A 16,998-nucleotide genomic window follows, 5' to 3' on the forward strand; every position below is an offset into this window, starting at 1 on the left:
TTTTCCGGGACGGCGCGTGCAAACGTCCGGTTCATGGCGACGAAGAACTTTCTTCAGAGACACGTTCCGACGGGTCCCTTTCCAGGAGGGTCACCAGGCCCGCCTGCGCGGCCTGGTCGATGTTCTCCCGGACGAGGACGGCCTGGCCGGGGGTCAGCGAGGGGCGGTTGGAGCGAATCCCGTACCACCGGTTTCGCCCGTGGCGCTTGGCGCGGTAGAGGAGCTGGTCCGCCACCTGGACCACCGCTTCCCATCCGAAGGCCAGCGGGTCGGCGGCGAGGAAGGGGAAGGTGCAGAAGCCGATGGAGACCGTCAAGCTGACGGGCTTCCCGTCGGTGACAAAGGGGGCGGTCCCCACCACCTCCCGGAGTCGCTCGGCCAGGGTGGCCGCCTGGGAGGGGGTGTTCTCCTTCGAGAGGAGGAGGAACTCCTCGCCCCCCCAACGCACCAGGGTGTCGCTGATCCGGACCGTCTCCCGGAAGCGCTGGCTGATCTGGCGGAGGACCTCGTCGCCGGCCTCGTGGCCCAGGTTGTCGTTGAGCCGCTTGAAGTGGTCGATGTCGATCATGAAGAAACCGAGGTCCGGGCAGAGCCCGGAGGATTCCATCTTGTGCCGCCACTGGCGGAGGGAGAGGGCCACGTCCTCCTGCACCTTCCGCTGGAAGAACCGGCGGTTGAACAGGCCCGTGAGCGGGTCGGTGATGGACAACTGCACCAGCTCCCGGTTGGCGTCGGCCAGCTCGCTGGTGCGCAGGGCCACCAGTTCCTCGAGCCTCTCTTTCTGCCTCCGGACCGCACGCAGACGGAAGTGGAAGAGGAGAAAGACGGTCCCGAGCGCCAGGCAGCCGATCAGGACGCGGACCCAGGTCCGCTGCCAGATGGACGGCCGGATGGCGAAGGGGAACGACACGATCCCGGACGCGGTGCCGTCGCTGTTGAGGCACCTCACCCGGAACGTGTAGCTGCCGGGGGGGAGGCGCGGGTAGGAAGCCACCCGCTCGGTGGTGGGGCCGGTCCAGGCCGTGTCGTAGCCATCCAGGATGTAGTGGTAGCGCAGGCGCTCCCCGCTGGCGTAACTGAGGCCGTCGAACCGGAATTTCAGGGAGTTCCGGTCGTTGTCGAATTCTTCCGGCCGGGGGGGGGTGGCGTCCCGGTCGGAGAAGAAGCGCCGGAGCGAGGCCCCGTTGACCTCCACGTCGGCCAGGCAGAGGCGGGGAGGGTGCCGGTTCATGGCGATCCGCCGGGGGTCGATGGTGGAGATCCCGCCCATGGTGCAGAACCAGACGTTCCCCCTCAGGTCCGACAGGAAGCCGTTCCCGTTGCACTCGTTGTCGGCGAGGCCGTCACGAAAATCGAAATGGAACAGGACCTTGTCGTTCGACAGGAGGTTGAGCCCCAGGTCCGTCCCCACCCACAGACGGCCGGCGACGTCGAAGCCCAGGTGGTAGATGACCTCGGAGGCCAGCCCGGTGCGGGTGTCGAACCGGGACCATGCGCGGCCGTCGAAACGGAAGAGACCGATGTCCGAGGCGCAGTAGATCCGGCCGTCGGGGCCCCGGTCGACGTCGAAGATCCGGCCGCCGGCCATCATCGCCGGCGCGTGGCGCGTCCAGGCGCCGTCCCGGAGCACCCAGGCCCCCTTGTCGCCGGCGGCGAACCACAGGGTCCGCGGGTCGGACTCGACGCAGTCCCAGATCTCGGTGCCCTCGAACTCGGGTTTCGACGCGAGCGTCCGTCCGTCGTAGATGTACAGCCCGCGCACCGTCAGCACGAACAGGCTCCCCCCGAACCAGACCATCTTGCGGATGAGGGTTCGGATGGGCAGTTTCAGCCAGAGCTTTCCGCCGGCCGGGGAGTCGTCCAGGCGGTAGATCTCGCCGTCGGCGCCCCCGGCGATCCGGGAGCCGTCGGGGCACTCCGCGAAGGCGCGGAAGGTCTTGCCCTCGGAGAACGGCAGCCGTCGAAGGGTGTCGTCGGGGCGGATGATGCCGATCCCGTTCACGGTCCCCACGAGGAGGTCGTTGGACGCGGTCATGTAAAACCCGCGGACCTTGTTGGAGGGCAACCCCCTGGCCTCCGTCCACGGGTGGACCGCGTAGGCGTCGTCGATGTGACAGATCCCGCCGTTGCGGGTCCCGGCCCAGATCCCTCCCCGGCCGCGGTCGACGGAGACGAAGAACACGTCGCCGGTGCCCACCCCGTCCCGGGCGGTGAAGGAGAGGAACTTGGTCCGGGGCAGCAGCAGGACGCCCCCGCTGTCCAGCCCGGCCCACAGGTTTCCCTCGTAATCGTAGAGCACGTCCATCACCGAGTTGTCGGGCAGCCCGGAGGAGAGGGCCCGGACCTTCCCCTCCCGCAGGATGACCAGCCGCCCGCGGTCGGTGGCCAGGCAGACGGATTCGCCGTCGGTGGACCCGCAGGTCAGGCGGGTGCCTTCCTCGGGCTTGTAGAAGGTGACGGTGGTCCCGATGGGCTCGAGCGCCTCGCAGCTGTGCTCCAGGACCACCCCCAGCCGGCCGTCCGGCAGCGCCAGGAGGTCCATGACCCGGGTGGGGAAACGGAAATAGGGCACCAGGCCGCGGTCCCCGTCGAAGATGTAGAGGTTCTCCCCGATGGAGAGGAAGAGGGTTTCCTGGAACTTGACGCTCTGCGGCTCACTCTCTCCCACCTCGCGTCCCAGTGCGGGGCGGGGGAAGCTCTTCGACCCGTCGAGGCGGGCGATGCGGTCGGTGGCGAGCAGCCAGACGGCTTCGTGGGTGTCCTTGAACAGGTACAGGACCTTGCCCTGGACGGGGAGTTTCCGCATCACGTCGAAGTCCGCCCTGAAGACGTCCCCCGTGGTGGAGACCGCGTAAACGTCGGGCCCCGCCGCCAGGAGGCTGATCACGGGGGCGTTCACGAAACCGTTCCGGTAGGAAAAATTGTGGAAGCTGCTGCCGTTGAAGCGGGAGAGGCCCGACTCCGTGCCGAACCAGAGGTAGCCCCGCTCGTCCTGCACGATGATGGACGCGGAGTACTGGATCAGGCCCTCCCGGGTCGAGAAGGTCCGGGTGTACGGCGTCTGGGCCGGGAGGGCCCCGACGGCGGCCAGGAGCACGAGCCCCAGCGCCGCCGCGATGAGCCGCCGTTGCCGCTGAGGTGCGGTCGCCGCCGCCGGTCCCCTCACAGGCGCCTCCCCCGGCCACTCGCCGCACGTCTGAGCCCCTGCGCTGAAACGACCATGAACGACCTCCGTCCGGCCCTTCACCCGCTCCCTTCCGGGGGGTCCCCCGCTCCACGCATGTCGCAAAACCGATTATACCAGATGCGTTGTGGTCAACCCCCTCTTTTTCGAATTCGCCCGGGGGGGACGGCGCACCCGGACGGGTGGCCTGCCCCGGTTCACGGGGCGGGCGGGGGCGCGGGCGGGTCCGGGTAGGAATCGAAGAACCGCGCCCAGGCGCTGTCCTTCCGCAACCTCCTCTGGATCTTGCGCCCCTTGACCGGCCACCAGAGGAAATCGTGGTAGAAGTAGGACCCGAAGACGAAGAGGTAGACCCGCGGCGTGTGGAAACAGAGCCACTGTATGCGCTTGAGGGGGCTGAACCAGAGCAGGTGTCCCACCTTGCTGGCGGTGTTGTCCCCGACCCGGAACCCGAAGTTCATGCCCGAGACGTCGACCCCCCGGATGTCGATGCCCGACGGGTCGCCCACCCCGAGGCCGCGCTCGTGGGCCAGGCGGATGTACGGGATGGCGAGCGGGTCGAAACCCATGAGCTTCGCGGCGACGGCGTCGATGGCCACGGAGTCCGCCGAGGCGAGGAAGAGGCCCTTCTCCACGGGCTGCATGGTGCGGGGGCCGGGGCCGGAACCGCAGATCGTCCCGTCCATCACGCAGAAGATCCCGGCGTGGATCTCTTTCTGGATGGCCAGGAGGTCCACCAGGGTCTCGTGGATCCAGGAGTGGGTGTAGTGCCGGCGGGTGTTGAGCAGGCCGCCGAAGGCGTTCTTGATGGCGCCGGTGGTGGTGGTGTAGATGTGGGTCTTCACCGTGGGCAGGTGGAGGATGCTCTTGCCGACGAAGTACTCCGGGATGTGGATCCCCCCGGGGTAGATCTTGTGCAGCGCCAGGGTCGGCGTCTTCGGCGCGTAGGGCACCCACCGGATGTCCTTCCGGTCGAAGTTGAACCGTTCCTCGATGCCGTGCTTTTCGTAGATGGGCGTCAGCTTGTTCAGCCGCCCGCCCTTGTAGGGGTCGGTGACCACCGTGTTGTTGTGGACGGTGACGAGGTCGTCCCGCCCCAGGGCTTTCAGCGCCCGGACGGTCCCCTCGAGCTGCCAGGGCGTGGTGTTGGCGGAAAGGTAGGGGAAATGCCAGGAAATGTTGTCTTTGAGAATGACGGTCGCCCCGGGCGGCAGGGCCTCGGCCATGCCGGCCTGCGCGCAGGCCTCGGCAATGTCCGCGAAGACGGTGGCGGGGGAGGAACGGATCACGCTGACGACGGACCGGGACATGGGTTTTCCTTTTCAGGGATTCCGTGTTCGACCGGACCGCTTCTCCTCCACTGTCCGGCTCTGACACGGCCGGCAAAGACTGTACCACAGCGTAAGTGGTGGCGCAAGCTTCAGCTTGCGCGGGATACAGTCACCCGAGTCGCCCCGGCGCAACCCCCGCATACAGGGTGGCCTTTCCCCCACGCCGTCGAGCCGACACGGCCGGAGCGGCGTCAAGCCGCCGCCCGCCAGAAGCAGAACCCGTTCGACCCGGGAGTGTGGCATGATAGAATGCACCGTTCGGTCCCGCCGCGTCCCCGGAAGTTGCCAGGGGACCCGGTTCATCGGCTATTACCCATTGCCAGAGGAGAATCCCCATGTTCAACAACGCCATTGTCCGCCCCCCGGCGCCCGGTTTCGCCGACGGTCTCACCACCGCCGGGCTCGGCGCACCCGACATCGAGAAGGCCCTGGAACAGCACGCCCGCTACAGTGAGGCCCTCGAGCGGTGCGGACTGACCCTGACCCGGCTGGAACCCGACCCCCGCCACCCCGATGCCACTTTCGTCGAGGACACGGCTGTCCTCGTCCCGGGCTGCGCCATCTTCACGCGCCCCGGCGCCCCCAGCCGGGAGGGCGAAGTCGAGGGGATCCGGCCGGCGGTCGAGCGCTTCTTCACCCGGTCCCGCGCGATCACCGCCCCCGGCGCCGTGGACGGCGGCGACGTTTGCGAGGCGGGACGGCACGTCCTCATCGGAATCTCGGCCCGGACGAACGCCGAGGGGGCCCGGCAGCTGGCCGGCTTCCTGGCGGAGGAGGGCTACACCTCGGCCACCGTGGACATCCGGGGCGTCCGGGGGATCCTGCACCTCAAGAGCGGCCTGTCCTGGCTGGGCGACAACCGCCTGGTGGTGATCGACGACCTGGCGGATCACCCCGAACTGCGGCGCTTCGAGCGGGTGCGTCCCGTCCCCGCGGAAAGCTACGCCGCCAACTGCCTGCGGGTCAACGATCAGGTGTTGGTGGCGTCCGGGTACCCGCGCCTGAGGGACGCCCTTCAAGGCCTGGGCTGCAGCGTGATCGAACTGGACATGTCCGAGTACCGGAAGATGGACGGCGGGCTGAGCTGCCTGTCGCTGCGGTTCTGAGCGGTTCGCACGCGCCGTCCCGGCGCGGGGGCGGGGAAATCAAGTTGAGGGAACAGTTGTCCGCGTCGGGACGACGCGTACGAACCGGCGCGGGGGCGGGGAGATCAAGTTGAGGGAACAGTTGTCCGCGTCGGGACGACGCGTACGAACCGGCGCGGGGGCATAGAAATCAAGCTGAGAGAACAGGCGTCCGCGTCGGGACGACGCGGACGAACGAGCCTAACCCTCCGGCACCGGCGGGGGCGCGGCGGCGTGGCCGTGGCGCCGGTGGTGGTGCTCCTCGGCTTCCACGGGCCCTTCCCACTTCAGGATCTTCAGGTCCAGCACGCAGATGGCGTAGAGGACCGGCACCAAACCCAGCGTGATGGGGGTGGCGATGAGCAGCCCGCCGATCTGGGCGTAGCAGAGAGGCTGCCAGAGCGGCCCGCCGTGCATGGCCAGGGGGAAGAGAGCGATGACGGTGGCGCCCACGGTGATGAGCACCGGCCGCAACCGGATGATGCCCGCGTCCAGGAGGGCCTGCTGCAGGGGTTCCCCCTCCTCCCGCTTCTCCTCGATGAAGTCGAAGAGCACGATGATGTGGCTCACGATGACGCCGATCAGGCTGATGATCCCCAGGAAGGCCATGAAACCGAAGGGGGTGCTGGTGGCGAAGAGGGCCGCGAAGGCCCCCACCATCCCGTAGGGGACGGCGGCGAACACCACGAAGGGCTTGATGGCGTTCTTGAACTGGAAGACCAGGGCCATGTAAATGGCGATCAAGGAAATGCAGAGCACGATGGTCAGGTTGGTGAAGCCTTCGTCCTGGGACTCCTTCTCCCCCCCGATTTCCACGAAGTACCCGCTCGGGAGGCTCTTCTCGAATTCGGCCAGTTTCGGCGCGGCGGACGCCATGATCTCCGACGGGAGCACCCCCTTGACCGGGGCGCAGTAGACGGTGACGGTGCGGAACTGGTTGCGGCGCCGGAACTTCTCGGTGCGGAGCTTGTAGTCCACCGTCGCCACCTGGCGAAGCGGGACGTGGTTGGTGGAGATGGAGGAGTAGACGTAGAGGTTCCGCATGTCCTCGATGGTGAGCCGCTCGGCGTCCCGGAGCCGGGCCACGATGGGGATCTGCTTGTCGCCTTCCCGCAGGGTGCTGACCGGGAGCCCGCTCATGGCGGCCGCGGAAGAGGCGGCCACGTCCACGTTGGTGATCCCCGCCAGGTTGGCCCGGTCGGTGTTGACCTGAATGTCCAGCGCGAAGCTCTCGGCGCCCCAGTCGTCGCGGACGCGGTCCACGCCGGGGACGTCCTGGAAGAGGGCCTTCAGCCGCTCGGCGAGGCCCCGGAGCATGTCGATCTCCATCCCGGAGAGGCGGATGGCGATGGGCAGGCCCACCACCGAGCCGGTCTCCAGCTGCCGGGCGTCGATCTGGGCGCCCGGCACCCGCGCGGGGACCCCCTGCTGGAGCAGGGCGGCCAGCTCCTCGGTGTCCTCCTTGTGGAAAACCTCGATGATGATCTGGGCGTAGTTGAGCTGCTGCATCTCGGGGCTCACCGAGTACCAGAACCGGGGGCCGCCGCCCCCGACAAAGGTGGTCATGGACTTGAGCACCTCCCGGGGCTTGCCGTTTTCCGCGTGGTCCTTCCCGAACTGGGCGAAGATCTCGCCGACGGCCTTCTCCACCTGCTGGGTCTTGGTGAGGGTGGACTCGAAGGAAGCGTCCTCGGGCAGCCAGACGTCCACGTAGGAGAGGAAGGACTGGTCCTTGGGGAAGAACATGGTCTTGAGCTGGGACGCGAAGAAAACCCCGGCGGCCAGGACGCCGAAGGAGAGGAGGAGGGCGACCCAGCGATGGCGGATGGCGGCCCGTCCCAGGCGGAAGTAGAAGGCCGCGAAACCGGCTTTCCGCCGTTCCTCGACGGGTTTTTCCAGCTTGGGCTTGAGGAGGTAGTAGCCCAGCATCGGGATGAAGGTCATGGAGGCGACACGGGAGGCCACCAGTGAGCAGGTCAACACCATGGGGAGCGAGAAGAGGAACTCCCCGGTGGACCCCGGCAGCATGAGGAAGGGCAGGTAGGCCACGATGTTGGTGATGGTGGCGTAGAGGATGGCCGTGGCCAGTTTCGTGGGCCCCAGCCACGCCGCCACCACGGGCGGGTTGCCGATGCCCATGTCGCGTTTGATGGAGTCCCCCGCCACCACCGGGTCGTCCACCAGCAGGCCCAGGGCGATGATCAGGGTGGCGATGGACACCTGCTGGATGTCGAGTCCCAGCACGAACATCATCCCGAAGGTCATGGCCAGGGTGATGGGGATGGCGATGGCCATGAGGATGGCGGAGCGCCACTCCCAGAAGCCGATGAAGGACACCACCACCACCAGGATGATGGCTTCCCAGAGGCTTCGCATGAACAGCTCGACGTTCTCCTCCACCTGCTTGGGCTGGTCGGAGGTCCGGGCGAAGACCAGGTCCGGGGGGAGCATCTTCCGCAGTTCCTCCAGCTTGGCGTCCACCTCTTCCGCGAAGAGCCCGATCTTCTCCCCCTCCTTCATCTGGATGGACAGCGTGATGGCGCGGGTCTGGGTCCAGTTCCCCTGGGCGTCCCGGCGGGTGTAATGATTGAGGAAACGGGGCGGCATGTCGTAGCCGCGGGTCACCACCGCCACGTCCCGGAGGTAGACGGGCGAGCCGTCGGGGTTGGCGCCGATGACGACGTCGTTCAGTTCCTTTTCGTTCTTGAACTCGCCGGAGGGGGTGATGCCCACCACCTTGTCCCGGGTGTTGATTTCGCCGCCGGGGACGAAGGAGTTCCGGGCGGCCAGGATGTCCTTGAGGTTTCCGGCTTTGACCCCGTAGGATGCCAGGCGCTCCTGGGAGTACTGCAGCAGGACCTGTTCGTCGAGGGTGCCGGAGCGGTCGACCTTGGAGACGATCTCGATGGTCTTGAGAGACTTCTGCATGAGGTCGGTGAAGTCGTCCATCTCGCGGTAGCTGTACTTGTCGCCCGCCACGCCCTGGAGGAGCTTCTTCGTCTCGGCGGGGTCCCGGACCAGGATGGGGGCCCAGCAGTCGGGGTGGGCCTCGGCGATCTTCACGCGTTCGTTGAGGAACTTCTGGACGGCCAGTTCGAGGGCCTTGTCGTCGAGGGTGGTCATCACATCGACCCCCGCGAAACCGACGCCTTCCACGAACCGGATGCTTCCGACGTCGGGTTGACCCCGCAGGAACTCGGAGGCCCTCTCGAGGAAGTCCCGGATCACCCGCGAGTTGATGCTGGCGGGGAAACAGAAGACCACCGCGGCGGGCCGGCGGCCGGGGTCCGTGTCGTGCTCCGCCCGGACGCGGCGCAGGGACTCCTCGATGTTCTTCGCGCGGATGGAAATCTCGGTGTCGTCGGCCTTGGGGCTGGCCACGGTGAGCATCAGGGCGGCGGTGTCGCCGAAGTCGCGGATGAAGTTGACGGGCTGGCACCCCTGGGGCAGGTCCGTGATGCCGTCGAGGCGCAGCTTGATGTCGTCGAACTCCTTGGCGGAGTCCTTGACGTAGTCCTCCAGGGTCACGTAGACGATGGAGAGGTTGGTGCGGGAGATCGACTCGATCTTCTCCACCTTGGCGTTCTGGGCCATCTGCTCCTCGACCTTCCGCGTGACGAGCTGCTCCACCTTCTCGGCGTCGGCCCCCGGCCAGGCCGTCACCGCCACCGCCTGGAGGACGGGGATGACGGGGTCCTTCCGCTCGGGCATGTTGAGGTAGCCGTAAATCCCCCAGGCGAAGACGAAGAGCAGAAGCACCCAGGAGACGTGGCGTTTCTCCACGCAGAACCGGGCGGTGTTGTGGGTGCTCTGAACGTGCTCCTGATCGGTTTTCCCGTGCGACATGTGGTTAGTCCTTTTATTGAATTCAGAATTCAGAATTCAGAATCCAGAATCCAGAATGGAGAATCGGTACTTTGGTCTCCATCACTCATTGTTTGAGCTCATTCGGTTTTCCACGCCTTTTCAGCCAGAGCTGCAAAGAGCGGGAACTCTCAAGAGAGGGTTTTCCTATCAGAATGTTCTCCAAACTGATATCTTCATCCAAATCAGGCCAATGAATGCCGTCGCCGTTATTTCGCTTTTTGGTTATCTCTTTCAGCATGAACACGACAAGGCTCATCGCCATCTCCTGAATAGAAGAAGAAGCGATAGGGGCCGCAGGTCAGAATGGTTGGCATTCCAGCCCCTCACTTCATCACTTGCACCCTTTGCCCGTCCATCAGTTGCTGGGCGCCGGAGACGACCACCCGCTCCCCGGGCTTGACGCCGTCGAGGACCGCCACCTGGTTCCCGTAGATGTCCCCCAGGCGGATGGTCCGGAACCGGACCGTTCCCTGGTCGGAGTTGCCGTCCAGGACGGCCACCGCGTACTTCCCGGGGTCTTCCTTGGAGCGGATCACCGAGGCGAGCGGGATCACGGCGACGGTCTGGGCCTGCGGCTCCTCGCCCGAGAGGCTCACCGACACGATCATTCCCGGCTTGAGCTGCTGCTTGCGGTTCGCGATGGTGACCTCCACGCTGAAGACCCTCGTCTTGGGGTCCGCGGCGGGGGAGATGGCGGTCACCTTGCCGGTGATCCCTTCCCCCGGAAGCACTTCCACCTGGAGGGCCAGCTCCATCCCGAGCTTCACCTTGGGGAGTTCGTTGTCGGGCACGCCGAAAACCGCCTTCACCGTGCCGATGTCGGCCATCTCGAAGGCGGGGGTCCCGGCGGCCGCCAAAAGGCCGATCTCCACGTTCCGCTTGAGGACCAGCCCGCTGACGGGGGCGGCCAGGGTGCTGTCGCCGAGGGCGATCCTCGCCTCGGCTTCCTGGGCCTCGGCGGCGGACAGGTTCTGCTCCGCCGTTTCCACCTGGGAGCGGGCGGCCGCCACCTGGGCGGTCGTCGCGTCGAGCTGCGCCTTTGCCGCGTCGAAGTCGGGCCGGACCAGGCTCTGGGTGGCGTAAAGAGCTTCGGCGCGCCGGAAGTCGCTCCGCGCCTTGTCCTGGGCGGCCAGGGCCTGGTCCAGCTGGGCCTTGGCGGTCTGGATGGTCTTGGCGGCCGCCGCCACCTGGGCCTGGGCCTGCCGGACCTTCACCTGGTAGTCCGACTGCCGGACCCGGGCCAGGACCTGGCCCCTGGACACGAAGTCCCCTTCCTGGGCCAGGTGGCCCCCGATCCGCAGGATATCCTCCACGTAGCCGCCCACCTTGAAGGCCACGCTGACCTGGCTCTGGGGGACGATGGAGGCGGAGAAGCGGCGGATTCCCTCGGTGGCGGTGTACGTCCCCACCGACTGAACCGTCACGATCACCGGGGAGCGGCTGCCCACCACTTCCTGTTTCCGGCAGGCCGCACCGCAGGCCGCCGCCAGGATCACTGCCGTCAAGAACACGCGTTTCATTTTCATTTTTCCTCACCCAGCGCTTTTTCGAATTCCGCCCGGGCCGTCCAGAAGGCGATGACGGCGTCCCGCCAGGCGTTATTGGCATTTTCGAGGTCCGACTGCGCCTGGAGGGTGTCCTTGAGCAGGGCCGCCTCCACCTTGTACCGGTTCGAGACCACCCGCAGGTTCTCGGCCGCCGTCTCCCGGGCCAGCCTCGCGCTCTCCAGCAGGAGGCGGTTCTGGCGGACCTTCCGGAACTTGTCGTTGACGTCCACCACCACCGTGTCCGAGGTCTCCCGGAGGGCGAGACGGGCCTGGGAGATGGTCCGGTCCTTCTCGCCCAGCTCCCGTTTCTTCCGGCCCCAGTCCCAGATCTCCCAGCTGAAGACCAGCCCCAGGCCGATCATGTTCTTCGGCAGCATCTCGTCGTAGTTGATCAGCCGCATGGCCTGAAGGCCCACGCCCAGGTCGGGGATGTACTCCGCCTTCTTGGCCCGGCGGTCCAGTTCCGCCTGCTCGATCTGGAGTTTCGCCTTCGCCACCTCGGCCCGCTGCTCGAGCGCGGTCCGGCGGGCGGCTTCGGGGTCCGTCTCGAAGGTGGTGGGGGCGGGGGCCTCCTCCACGCTGAACGGCGTCATGGGGTCGCGGCCCAGGAGGAGGTTCAGCTGCTCCTTTCCCGTGGCCTGGGTGTCGCGCAGGCACTGGAGGTCGTACTCGGTCTTCGCCAGCGCGGCCTGCACCTGCAGGGCGTCCGCCTTGAGGACGACTTCCTGCGCCAGGTAGTCCTGGGTCAGGCGGTCCAGTTCCCGGTAGAGGCGCAGGGTCTCCTCCAGGGCCCGGATCCCGCTCTGGGCCTGGGCGATCCCCCAGTAGGCGAGCTTGGTGCTCTTCACCAGGTCCTGGGTTTTCAGCCGGACGTCCTGCCGGGCGATCTCCTCCCCCTTGCGAAGGGCCTTCACGTTGAGTTTCAACCGGTAAAGCTGGGTGAGGGGCTGCTGGACGTCCGCCTGCAGGACCAGCGTGGGGACCCGCGCGGTGCTCAGGTAGGTGTCCTCCGAGGGCACGGGCCGCCCGTCGATCTCCCCGAACACCCCCTGCCGGAAGAAGAACTCGATGGGCGCCAGTTGCTGGGAGCCGGTCGCGCGGAAGTTGATGGTCGGGAAGAAGTGGGTGCGGAAAGCCTGGGTCTTCTCGTGGGCCTTCTCCGCTTCGAGACCGGAGATCCTGACCTCCCGGTTGTTCGCGATCGCCTGGGCGATGGCCTGCTCCAGCGTGAGGACGCCGGCGTCCTCACCCGGGAGCGGGTTCGCGGGCAGAAGCGGGACGGAGGCCAGGAGGACCGCGGCGATCCAGAACATCCCTGACAGTGGCTTGCGATCGGTTTTCATCTTTCCCCTTCACGCGTGCAATTCATTGAGGAGCGGATTATACCCGAGCCTCCAGCCGGAGCGAAACAACTTTTCTCCACGGCGGAACAATCTTTCGCTCACGTGACTTGAGGCACAGGAAGCGGACCGGGGACCGGCCCGGGCCCCGAAGCGAATCGGAATCGCCGGGAGCGCCCGTCGGGGTTGCAGGGAAGGGCCGGTTGGGGTAAAGTAGCGCTTCAGGGCCGGGAGCGAAGACCGCGCGATCCCGGGCAAGGAGGGCCCCGGAGCCCCGATTGCGAGCGAAGGGCGGCGAATCGCCTTTCGGCGGCCCTTCATCCCGAACCGCGGCGCGGGTTATGCGCCGGCGGCGGGGTGACGTCACCACAGGGGAGGAGCGCCATGAGCCTGGAGATCGCCCGCGAAGTGCTGCAGGTGGAGGCGGAAGCCATCCTGACGGTGAGAAACCGGCTGGACGGGCGTTTCGTGCGGGCCGTGGACCTCCTCGAGCAGTGCCGGGGACGCATCGTGACCACCGGAATGGGCAAGTCGGGCATCATCGCCCGCAAGCTGGCCGCCACCTTCGCCAGCACCGGGTCGCCCTCGCTGTTCATGCACCCGGCGGAAGCCATCCACGGGGACCTGGGCATGCTGTGCCGGGGGGACGTGGTGGTGGCGCTCTCCCACTCCGGCGAAACCGCGGAGATCCTCCGGGTGGTGGAGTATCTCAAGCGGCTGGACATTCCCCTCCTGGTCCTGTCGGGGTGCCCCGAATCGAGCCTGGGCCGCGCCGCCGAGGTCTGCCTCGACGCCGGGGTCGCCCGGGAGGCCTGCCCGCTGGGCCTGGCCCCCACCGCCAGCACCTCGGCCTCCCTGGCCCTGGGGGACGCCCTCGCGGTGGCGCTCTCCGTGCGCAAGGGGTTCCGGGTGGACGACTTCGCGGCCCTTCACCCCGGCGGGAAGCTGGGGAAGCGTTTCCTGCGCATCCGGGACCTCATGCGCACGGGGGAGGCCGTCCCGGGGGTCCGTCTCGACACGCGCATGCGGGACGTCGTCTTCGTCATGTCCGACAAGCGCATGGGGATCACCGCCGTCACCGACGCGGAGGGGGTCCTTCGGGGCGCCATCTCGGACGGCGACCTGCGCCGCCTCCTGGCGCGCTGCCCCGATCTCCTCGACCGGGAGGCCGGTTCGTGCATGACCCCCGACCCGAAGACCGTCCCCGCGGACGAACTGGCCACCCAGGCCCTGGCCATCATGGAGCGCAACCGCATCACCTCGCTGTTCATCACCGACCCGGAAGGCCGCCTGGAGGGCGCCATTCACCTCCACGACCTCTGGGGGACCGAGCTGTTCTGAGGTCCCCGCCGTGAACCTCATCAGCGACAACGTCGTTCTCAACGCCCAGAGCATCCTCTACCTGGTGCTGTTCACCCTCGGCCTGGCCATCGGCGGCATCCTGCTCCGGGAGCAGGGTCGGAGGGTGCCGGGCAACCGGCTGCTGGCGGCCTACTTCGCCTGCGGGAGCGGCTGGGCCGGCTCCGGCTTCCTGGTGACGTCGTCCTTCTTCAGCGGCTGGAACCTGGTGCAGTACACGTTCATGCTGCTCGGCGGGGTGTTCCTTCTCCGTTTCGCCTGCGGCCTCCCGGGTTCCTCTCCCGGTCTCGAACGGGAGACCCGCCTGGTGCGGGGCGCCGGGTGGCTGATCGGGACCTTCGGGGTCGGGCAGGTCCTCCTCTGTCCGACGAGCGGCCCCGGTTTCGTGACCGTGCGGGCCGTGGACCTCGCCCTCCTGGTGCTGCAGTTCCTGGGGTGCGTGCAGGTCCTGCTCTGGAAGGCCGTCCGGCTCTCGCGGGTCCCCCCTCCCGGCGAGCCGGCGGCGCCGTCGTCCGCCGGGACCTGGGAGTGCATCGCCCGCCCGTCCGGCGGCTCCGCCCGGATGTCCCGCGCCTATGCCCTGGCCTTGGCCCTGCCCTTCCTGCTCGCGGTCTGGGCGCTCCTCTTCCACGGCGTCCTGGCACCCCTCCGGATGGTGTCCTACCTCACGTACACCCTCTCCCTGTGCCTGGGCTGCCTGGCCTTCGTCTTCACCTTCGTGCTGACGCACCTCAACTACGCCCCCGCCTCCAGCAACCTGAAAACCAAGATCCTGCTCAGCCCGCTGGTCACCCTCTTCGCCGTGGTGGGGCCGCTGGGGCAGGTCCTGGTTAGCCTTCACACCGAGCGCTTCGTCGACCGGGTCGCTCCCGACGCCCGGCAGGCGTCGAGCCTTTGCGACCGCGGACGGGCCGCGGACCCCCGGGAGTTCCCGGTGTCGGTCGCCTTCGTCGTGGAGCGGCCGGGCGGGTCCGACGCCGGGGTGACGGGCCGGGCGGTTTTCAACCGCGCCGGATTGTCCCGCGACCCCCTCGAGGTGCTGAACGCCAAGAAGGTCCTCCTCGGACCGGGTTTTCTCGCTCGCCTGACGGCCCCTGACGGTTCCCGCCACCCCTTCTTCGTGACCGTGGCCCCGTCGGGGGGGCGGGACCTGTGGGTGGGGTTCCCGGCGCGGGAAATCCACGCCGACCTCGGCACCGTGGGGGGCGGGATCCTGGTGGGGATGGCCGGTGGCGTCGTCCTCATCCTGATGGTGTTTCCCGCCTTCTTCCGGATCGGGCTCGTGGAACCCCTCGAACGGCTGATGGCTGGCGTGCGCCAGGTCGAGGAGGGGAAGCTGGACGTCGTCGTCCCGGTCCGGTACCCCGACGAGATCGGTTTCCTGACCCGGGCCTTCAACGGGATGGTGGCTTCCATCGGCCGGATGCGGAGTTCGCTCCGCGACGCCAACGCCGAACTGGAGGCGCGCGTCCTGGAACGGACCGCCGAGCTGTCGGAGGCCAACCGGAGGCTTGAGCGCAACGCCGCCGAGATGGAGGCGGCCAACGGCGAGCTGGACGCCTTCGCGCACACCGTAGCCCACGATCTCAAGTCCCCCCTGACCGCTCTGGTCGGGTACGGCTCCCTCCTGGAGAACTGCCTGGAAGGCATGACCTGCCAGGAGATCCGGGAGAACCTGACGGGGATCTGCCAGGCGGGGACGAAGATGACCAGCATCATCAACGAACTCCTGCTGCTGGCCCAGACCCGGAAGATGGAGACGATCCCCCGGAAGATCCTCGACATGTCCGCCGTGGTGTCCGAGGCCCTCAAGCGGATCGCCGTCCCCCCCGACTTCCCGCGGCCGGAGATCCTCCAGCCCGCCTCATGGCCGAGGGTCCTGGGGTACGGGCCCTGGGTCGAGGAGGTCTGGGTCAACTACCTCTCCAACGCCGTCATGTACGGGGGCGACCCGCCCGTGGTGGAACTGGGCTGGGACCCGCCGGCGGACCCCGCCGAAACCCCTGCGGGCGGCGACGGGATCTTCCCCCTGGTGCGCTTCTGGGTTCGGGACAACGGCCAAGGCCTCACCCGGGACGAGCAGTCCCGCCTCTTCCTGCCCTTCACCCGCCTCGAGCAGGCCCGTCTCCACGGGCACGGGCTGGGGCTGTCCATTGTGCGCCGGATCGTGGAAAAGCTGGGGGGAAAGGTCGGCGTGGACAGTTGGCCGGGTCGCGGCAGCATCTTCTTTTTCACCCTCCCCACCGTGTCGGGGAAAGACACCGGGGCAGCTGAAGCTTGACGCGGTCGCGAAAAGTCCGGATCTTGATCTCACAGAGGCACGGAGAAGAATCATAAGGATTGTTGATTCTATTAAATACGATTTGCATTTCTCCGTGCCTCCGTGAGATCAAAATTCTGAGGGCATTCACCGCAAGCGCGCGCTCGTGAGACGGGTCTGAAGCACGTTCCCGTTCGGCTTTCGGTTTTTCCCGAATCCGTCGATGCAGATTTGCGGTTTACGGTTTTTCCCGGAAGGGGTATGATGAGCCCCATCGTGTACACCGGGCCGGCAAGTCCGCCCTGCAATATCATCCGGAAAGGAGGAATCCGTCATGGGAACCAAGGGGATCGAAATTGTCGACATGGACGTCAAGCAGCTCGTCGAGGTGCTCAACAAGGCCTACTGCGACGAGTGGCTGGCCTACTACCAGTACTGGATCGGGGCGAAGGTCGTCAAGGGGCCGATGAAGGAAGCGGTCATCGCCGAGTTGAACCAGCACGCCGCCGACGAGCTGCGCCACGCCGGGATGATCGCCATGCGCATCATCCAGCTCGGGGGGACGCCCGTCACGAAGCCGGAGGAGTGGTACAAGCACACCAACTGTGGGTACGACGCCCCCGACGACCCCTTCGTGAAGGAGGTCCTGAAGCAGAACATCAAGGGCGAGCAGTGCGCCATCCTGACCTACAAGGGGCTGGTCAACCTCACCATGGGGAAGGACCCGGTGACCTACAACATCGTGCTCCAGATCCTGCAGGACGAGGTTGAGCACGAGGAGGACCTCCAGGCGGAGATGGAAGACCTGGAGACGCTCCTGGCGACCGTCCGGAGCGTCTGACGCCCGGGCCCGGGCAAACCGGGAGAGAACCACGGATGAACACGGATAGACACGGATAATCCGCAAACGGGCTTTAACCGTGGAAAAATTGGAACCACAGAATACGCAGAACGTGAGAAACACGGATAGAATGATCGAGTGTGAA

The 16,998-nt window shown here is 67.0% G+C and carries 10 protein-coding genes; 4 read left to right on the plus strand and 6 right to left on the minus strand.

Annotation, left to right across the window (positions count from 1 at the left end; all coding sequences use genetic code 11):
* Positions 1 to 31: 31 nt before the first annotated feature.
* Together KA419_17725 and KA419_17730 are read right to left on the minus strand one after the other, a co-directional pair.
* Positions 32 to 3,166 (minus strand): diguanylate cyclase, encoded by a 3,135-nt coding sequence (locus KA419_17725; GenBank protein ID MBP7867773.1) that lies wholly within the window; start codon positions 3,164 to 3,166, stop codon positions 32 to 34.
* Positions 3,167 to 3,381: 215 nt separating this feature from the next.
* On the minus strand, positions 3,382 to 4,494 hold the full coding sequence (locus KA419_17730; GenBank protein ID MBP7867774.1) for a DUF362 domain-containing protein: 1,113 nt from the start codon (positions 4,492 to 4,494) through the stop codon (positions 3,382 to 3,384).
* A gap of 356 nt (positions 4,495 to 4,850) precedes the next feature.
* Between KA419_17730 and KA419_17735 the strand changes: the two genes are divergently transcribed.
* On the plus strand, positions 4,851 to 5,621 hold the full coding sequence (locus KA419_17735) for a N(G),N(G)-dimethylarginine dimethylaminohydrolase (protein ID MBP7867775.1): 771 nt from the start codon (positions 4,851 to 4,853) through the stop codon (positions 5,619 to 5,621).
* 219 nt (positions 5,622 to 5,840) lie between these two features.
* Here the strand turns inward: KA419_17735 and KA419_17740 are convergent, their stop codons facing one another.
* The 4 genes from KA419_17740 to KA419_17755 all read right to left on the minus strand — a co-directional run bounded on the left by KA419_17740 (position 5,841) and on the right by KA419_17755 (position 12,396).
* Complete coding sequence (locus KA419_17740) at positions 5,841 to 9,485, minus strand: efflux RND transporter permease subunit (GenBank protein MBP7867776.1); 3,645 nt, start codon at positions 9,483 to 9,485, stop codon at positions 5,841 to 5,843.
* Positions 9,486 to 9,570: 85 nt separating this feature from the next.
* The gene (locus tag KA419_17745; GenBank protein MBP7867777.1) at positions 9,571 to 9,768 is read right to left on the minus strand and encodes a DUF2442 domain-containing protein; all 198 of its coding nucleotides are present in this window, start codon (positions 9,766 to 9,768) and stop codon (positions 9,571 to 9,573) included.
* 61 nt (positions 9,769 to 9,829) lie between these two features.
* The gene (locus KA419_17750; GenBank protein MBP7867778.1) at positions 9,830 to 11,026 is read right to left on the minus strand and encodes an efflux RND transporter periplasmic adaptor subunit; all 1,197 of its coding nucleotides are present in this window, start codon (positions 11,024 to 11,026) and stop codon (positions 9,830 to 9,832) included.
* 2 nt (positions 11,027 to 11,028) lie between these two features.
* The gene (locus tag KA419_17755; GenBank protein ID MBP7867779.1) at positions 11,029 to 12,396 is read right to left on the minus strand and encodes a TolC family protein; all 1,368 of its coding nucleotides are present in this window, start codon (positions 12,394 to 12,396) and stop codon (positions 11,029 to 11,031) included.
* Positions 12,397 to 12,777: 381 nt separating this feature from the next.
* On the opposite strand from KA419_17755, the gene KA419_17760 reads away from it, so the two are divergent.
* From KA419_17760 to KA419_17770, 3 genes are all read left to right on the plus strand, one after another.
* Positions 12,778 to 13,734, plus strand: coding sequence for a KpsF/GutQ family sugar-phosphate isomerase (locus KA419_17760; GenBank protein ID MBP7867780.1), 957 nt, complete (start codon positions 12,778 to 12,780; stop codon positions 13,732 to 13,734).
* 10 nt (positions 13,735 to 13,744) lie between these two features.
* Positions 13,745 to 16,033 (plus strand): HAMP domain-containing histidine kinase, encoded by a 2,289-nt coding sequence (locus tag KA419_17765; GenBank protein ID MBP7867781.1) that lies wholly within the window; start codon positions 13,745 to 13,747, stop codon positions 16,031 to 16,033.
* Positions 16,034 to 16,346: 313 nt separating this feature from the next.
* Positions 16,347 to 16,853: a ferritin-like domain-containing protein gene (locus KA419_17770; GenBank protein MBP7867782.1), complete on the plus strand. Its 507-nt coding sequence runs from the start codon at positions 16,347 to 16,349 to the stop codon at positions 16,851 to 16,853.
* The last annotated feature ends 145 nt before the right edge of the window (positions 16,854 to 16,998 follow it).

Source organism: Acidobacteriota bacterium (assembly GCA_018001935.1).
In the GTDB taxonomy this organism is placed as follows: domain Bacteria; phylum Acidobacteriota; class JAAYUB01; order JAAYUB01; family JAAYUB01; genus JAGNHB01.

What these genes read in the sequence shown, in the direction of transcription:
- KA419_17730 (MBP7867774.1), bottom strand. Translation starts at nt 4,494, where the DNA reads ATGTCCCGGTCCGTCGTCAGCGTGATCCGTTCCTCCCCCGCCACCGTC.
- KA419_17735 (MBP7867775.1), top strand. Translation starts at nt 4,851, where the DNA reads ATGTTCAACAACGCCATTGTCCGCCCCCCGGCGCCCGGTTTCGCCGAC.
- KA419_17740 (MBP7867776.1), bottom strand. Translation starts at nt 9,485, where the DNA reads ATGTCGCACGGGAAAACCGATCAGGAGCACGTTCAGAGCACCCACAAC.
- KA419_17745 (MBP7867777.1), bottom strand. Translation starts at nt 9,768, where the DNA reads ATGGCGATGAGCCTTGTCGTGTTCATGCTGAAAGAGATAACCAAAAAG.
- KA419_17750 (MBP7867778.1), bottom strand. Translation starts at nt 11,026, where the DNA reads ATGAAACGCGTGTTCTTGACGGCAGTGATCCTGGCGGCGGCCTGCGGT.
- KA419_17755 (MBP7867779.1), bottom strand. Translation starts at nt 12,396, where the DNA reads ATGAAAACCGATCGCAAGCCACTGTCAGGGATGTTCTGGATCGCCGCG.
- KA419_17760 (MBP7867780.1), top strand. Translation starts at nt 12,778, where the DNA reads ATGAGCCTGGAGATCGCCCGCGAAGTGCTGCAGGTGGAGGCGGAAGCC.
- KA419_17770 (MBP7867782.1), top strand. Translation starts at nt 16,347, where the DNA reads ATGGGAACCAAGGGGATCGAAATTGTCGACATGGACGTCAAGCAGCTC.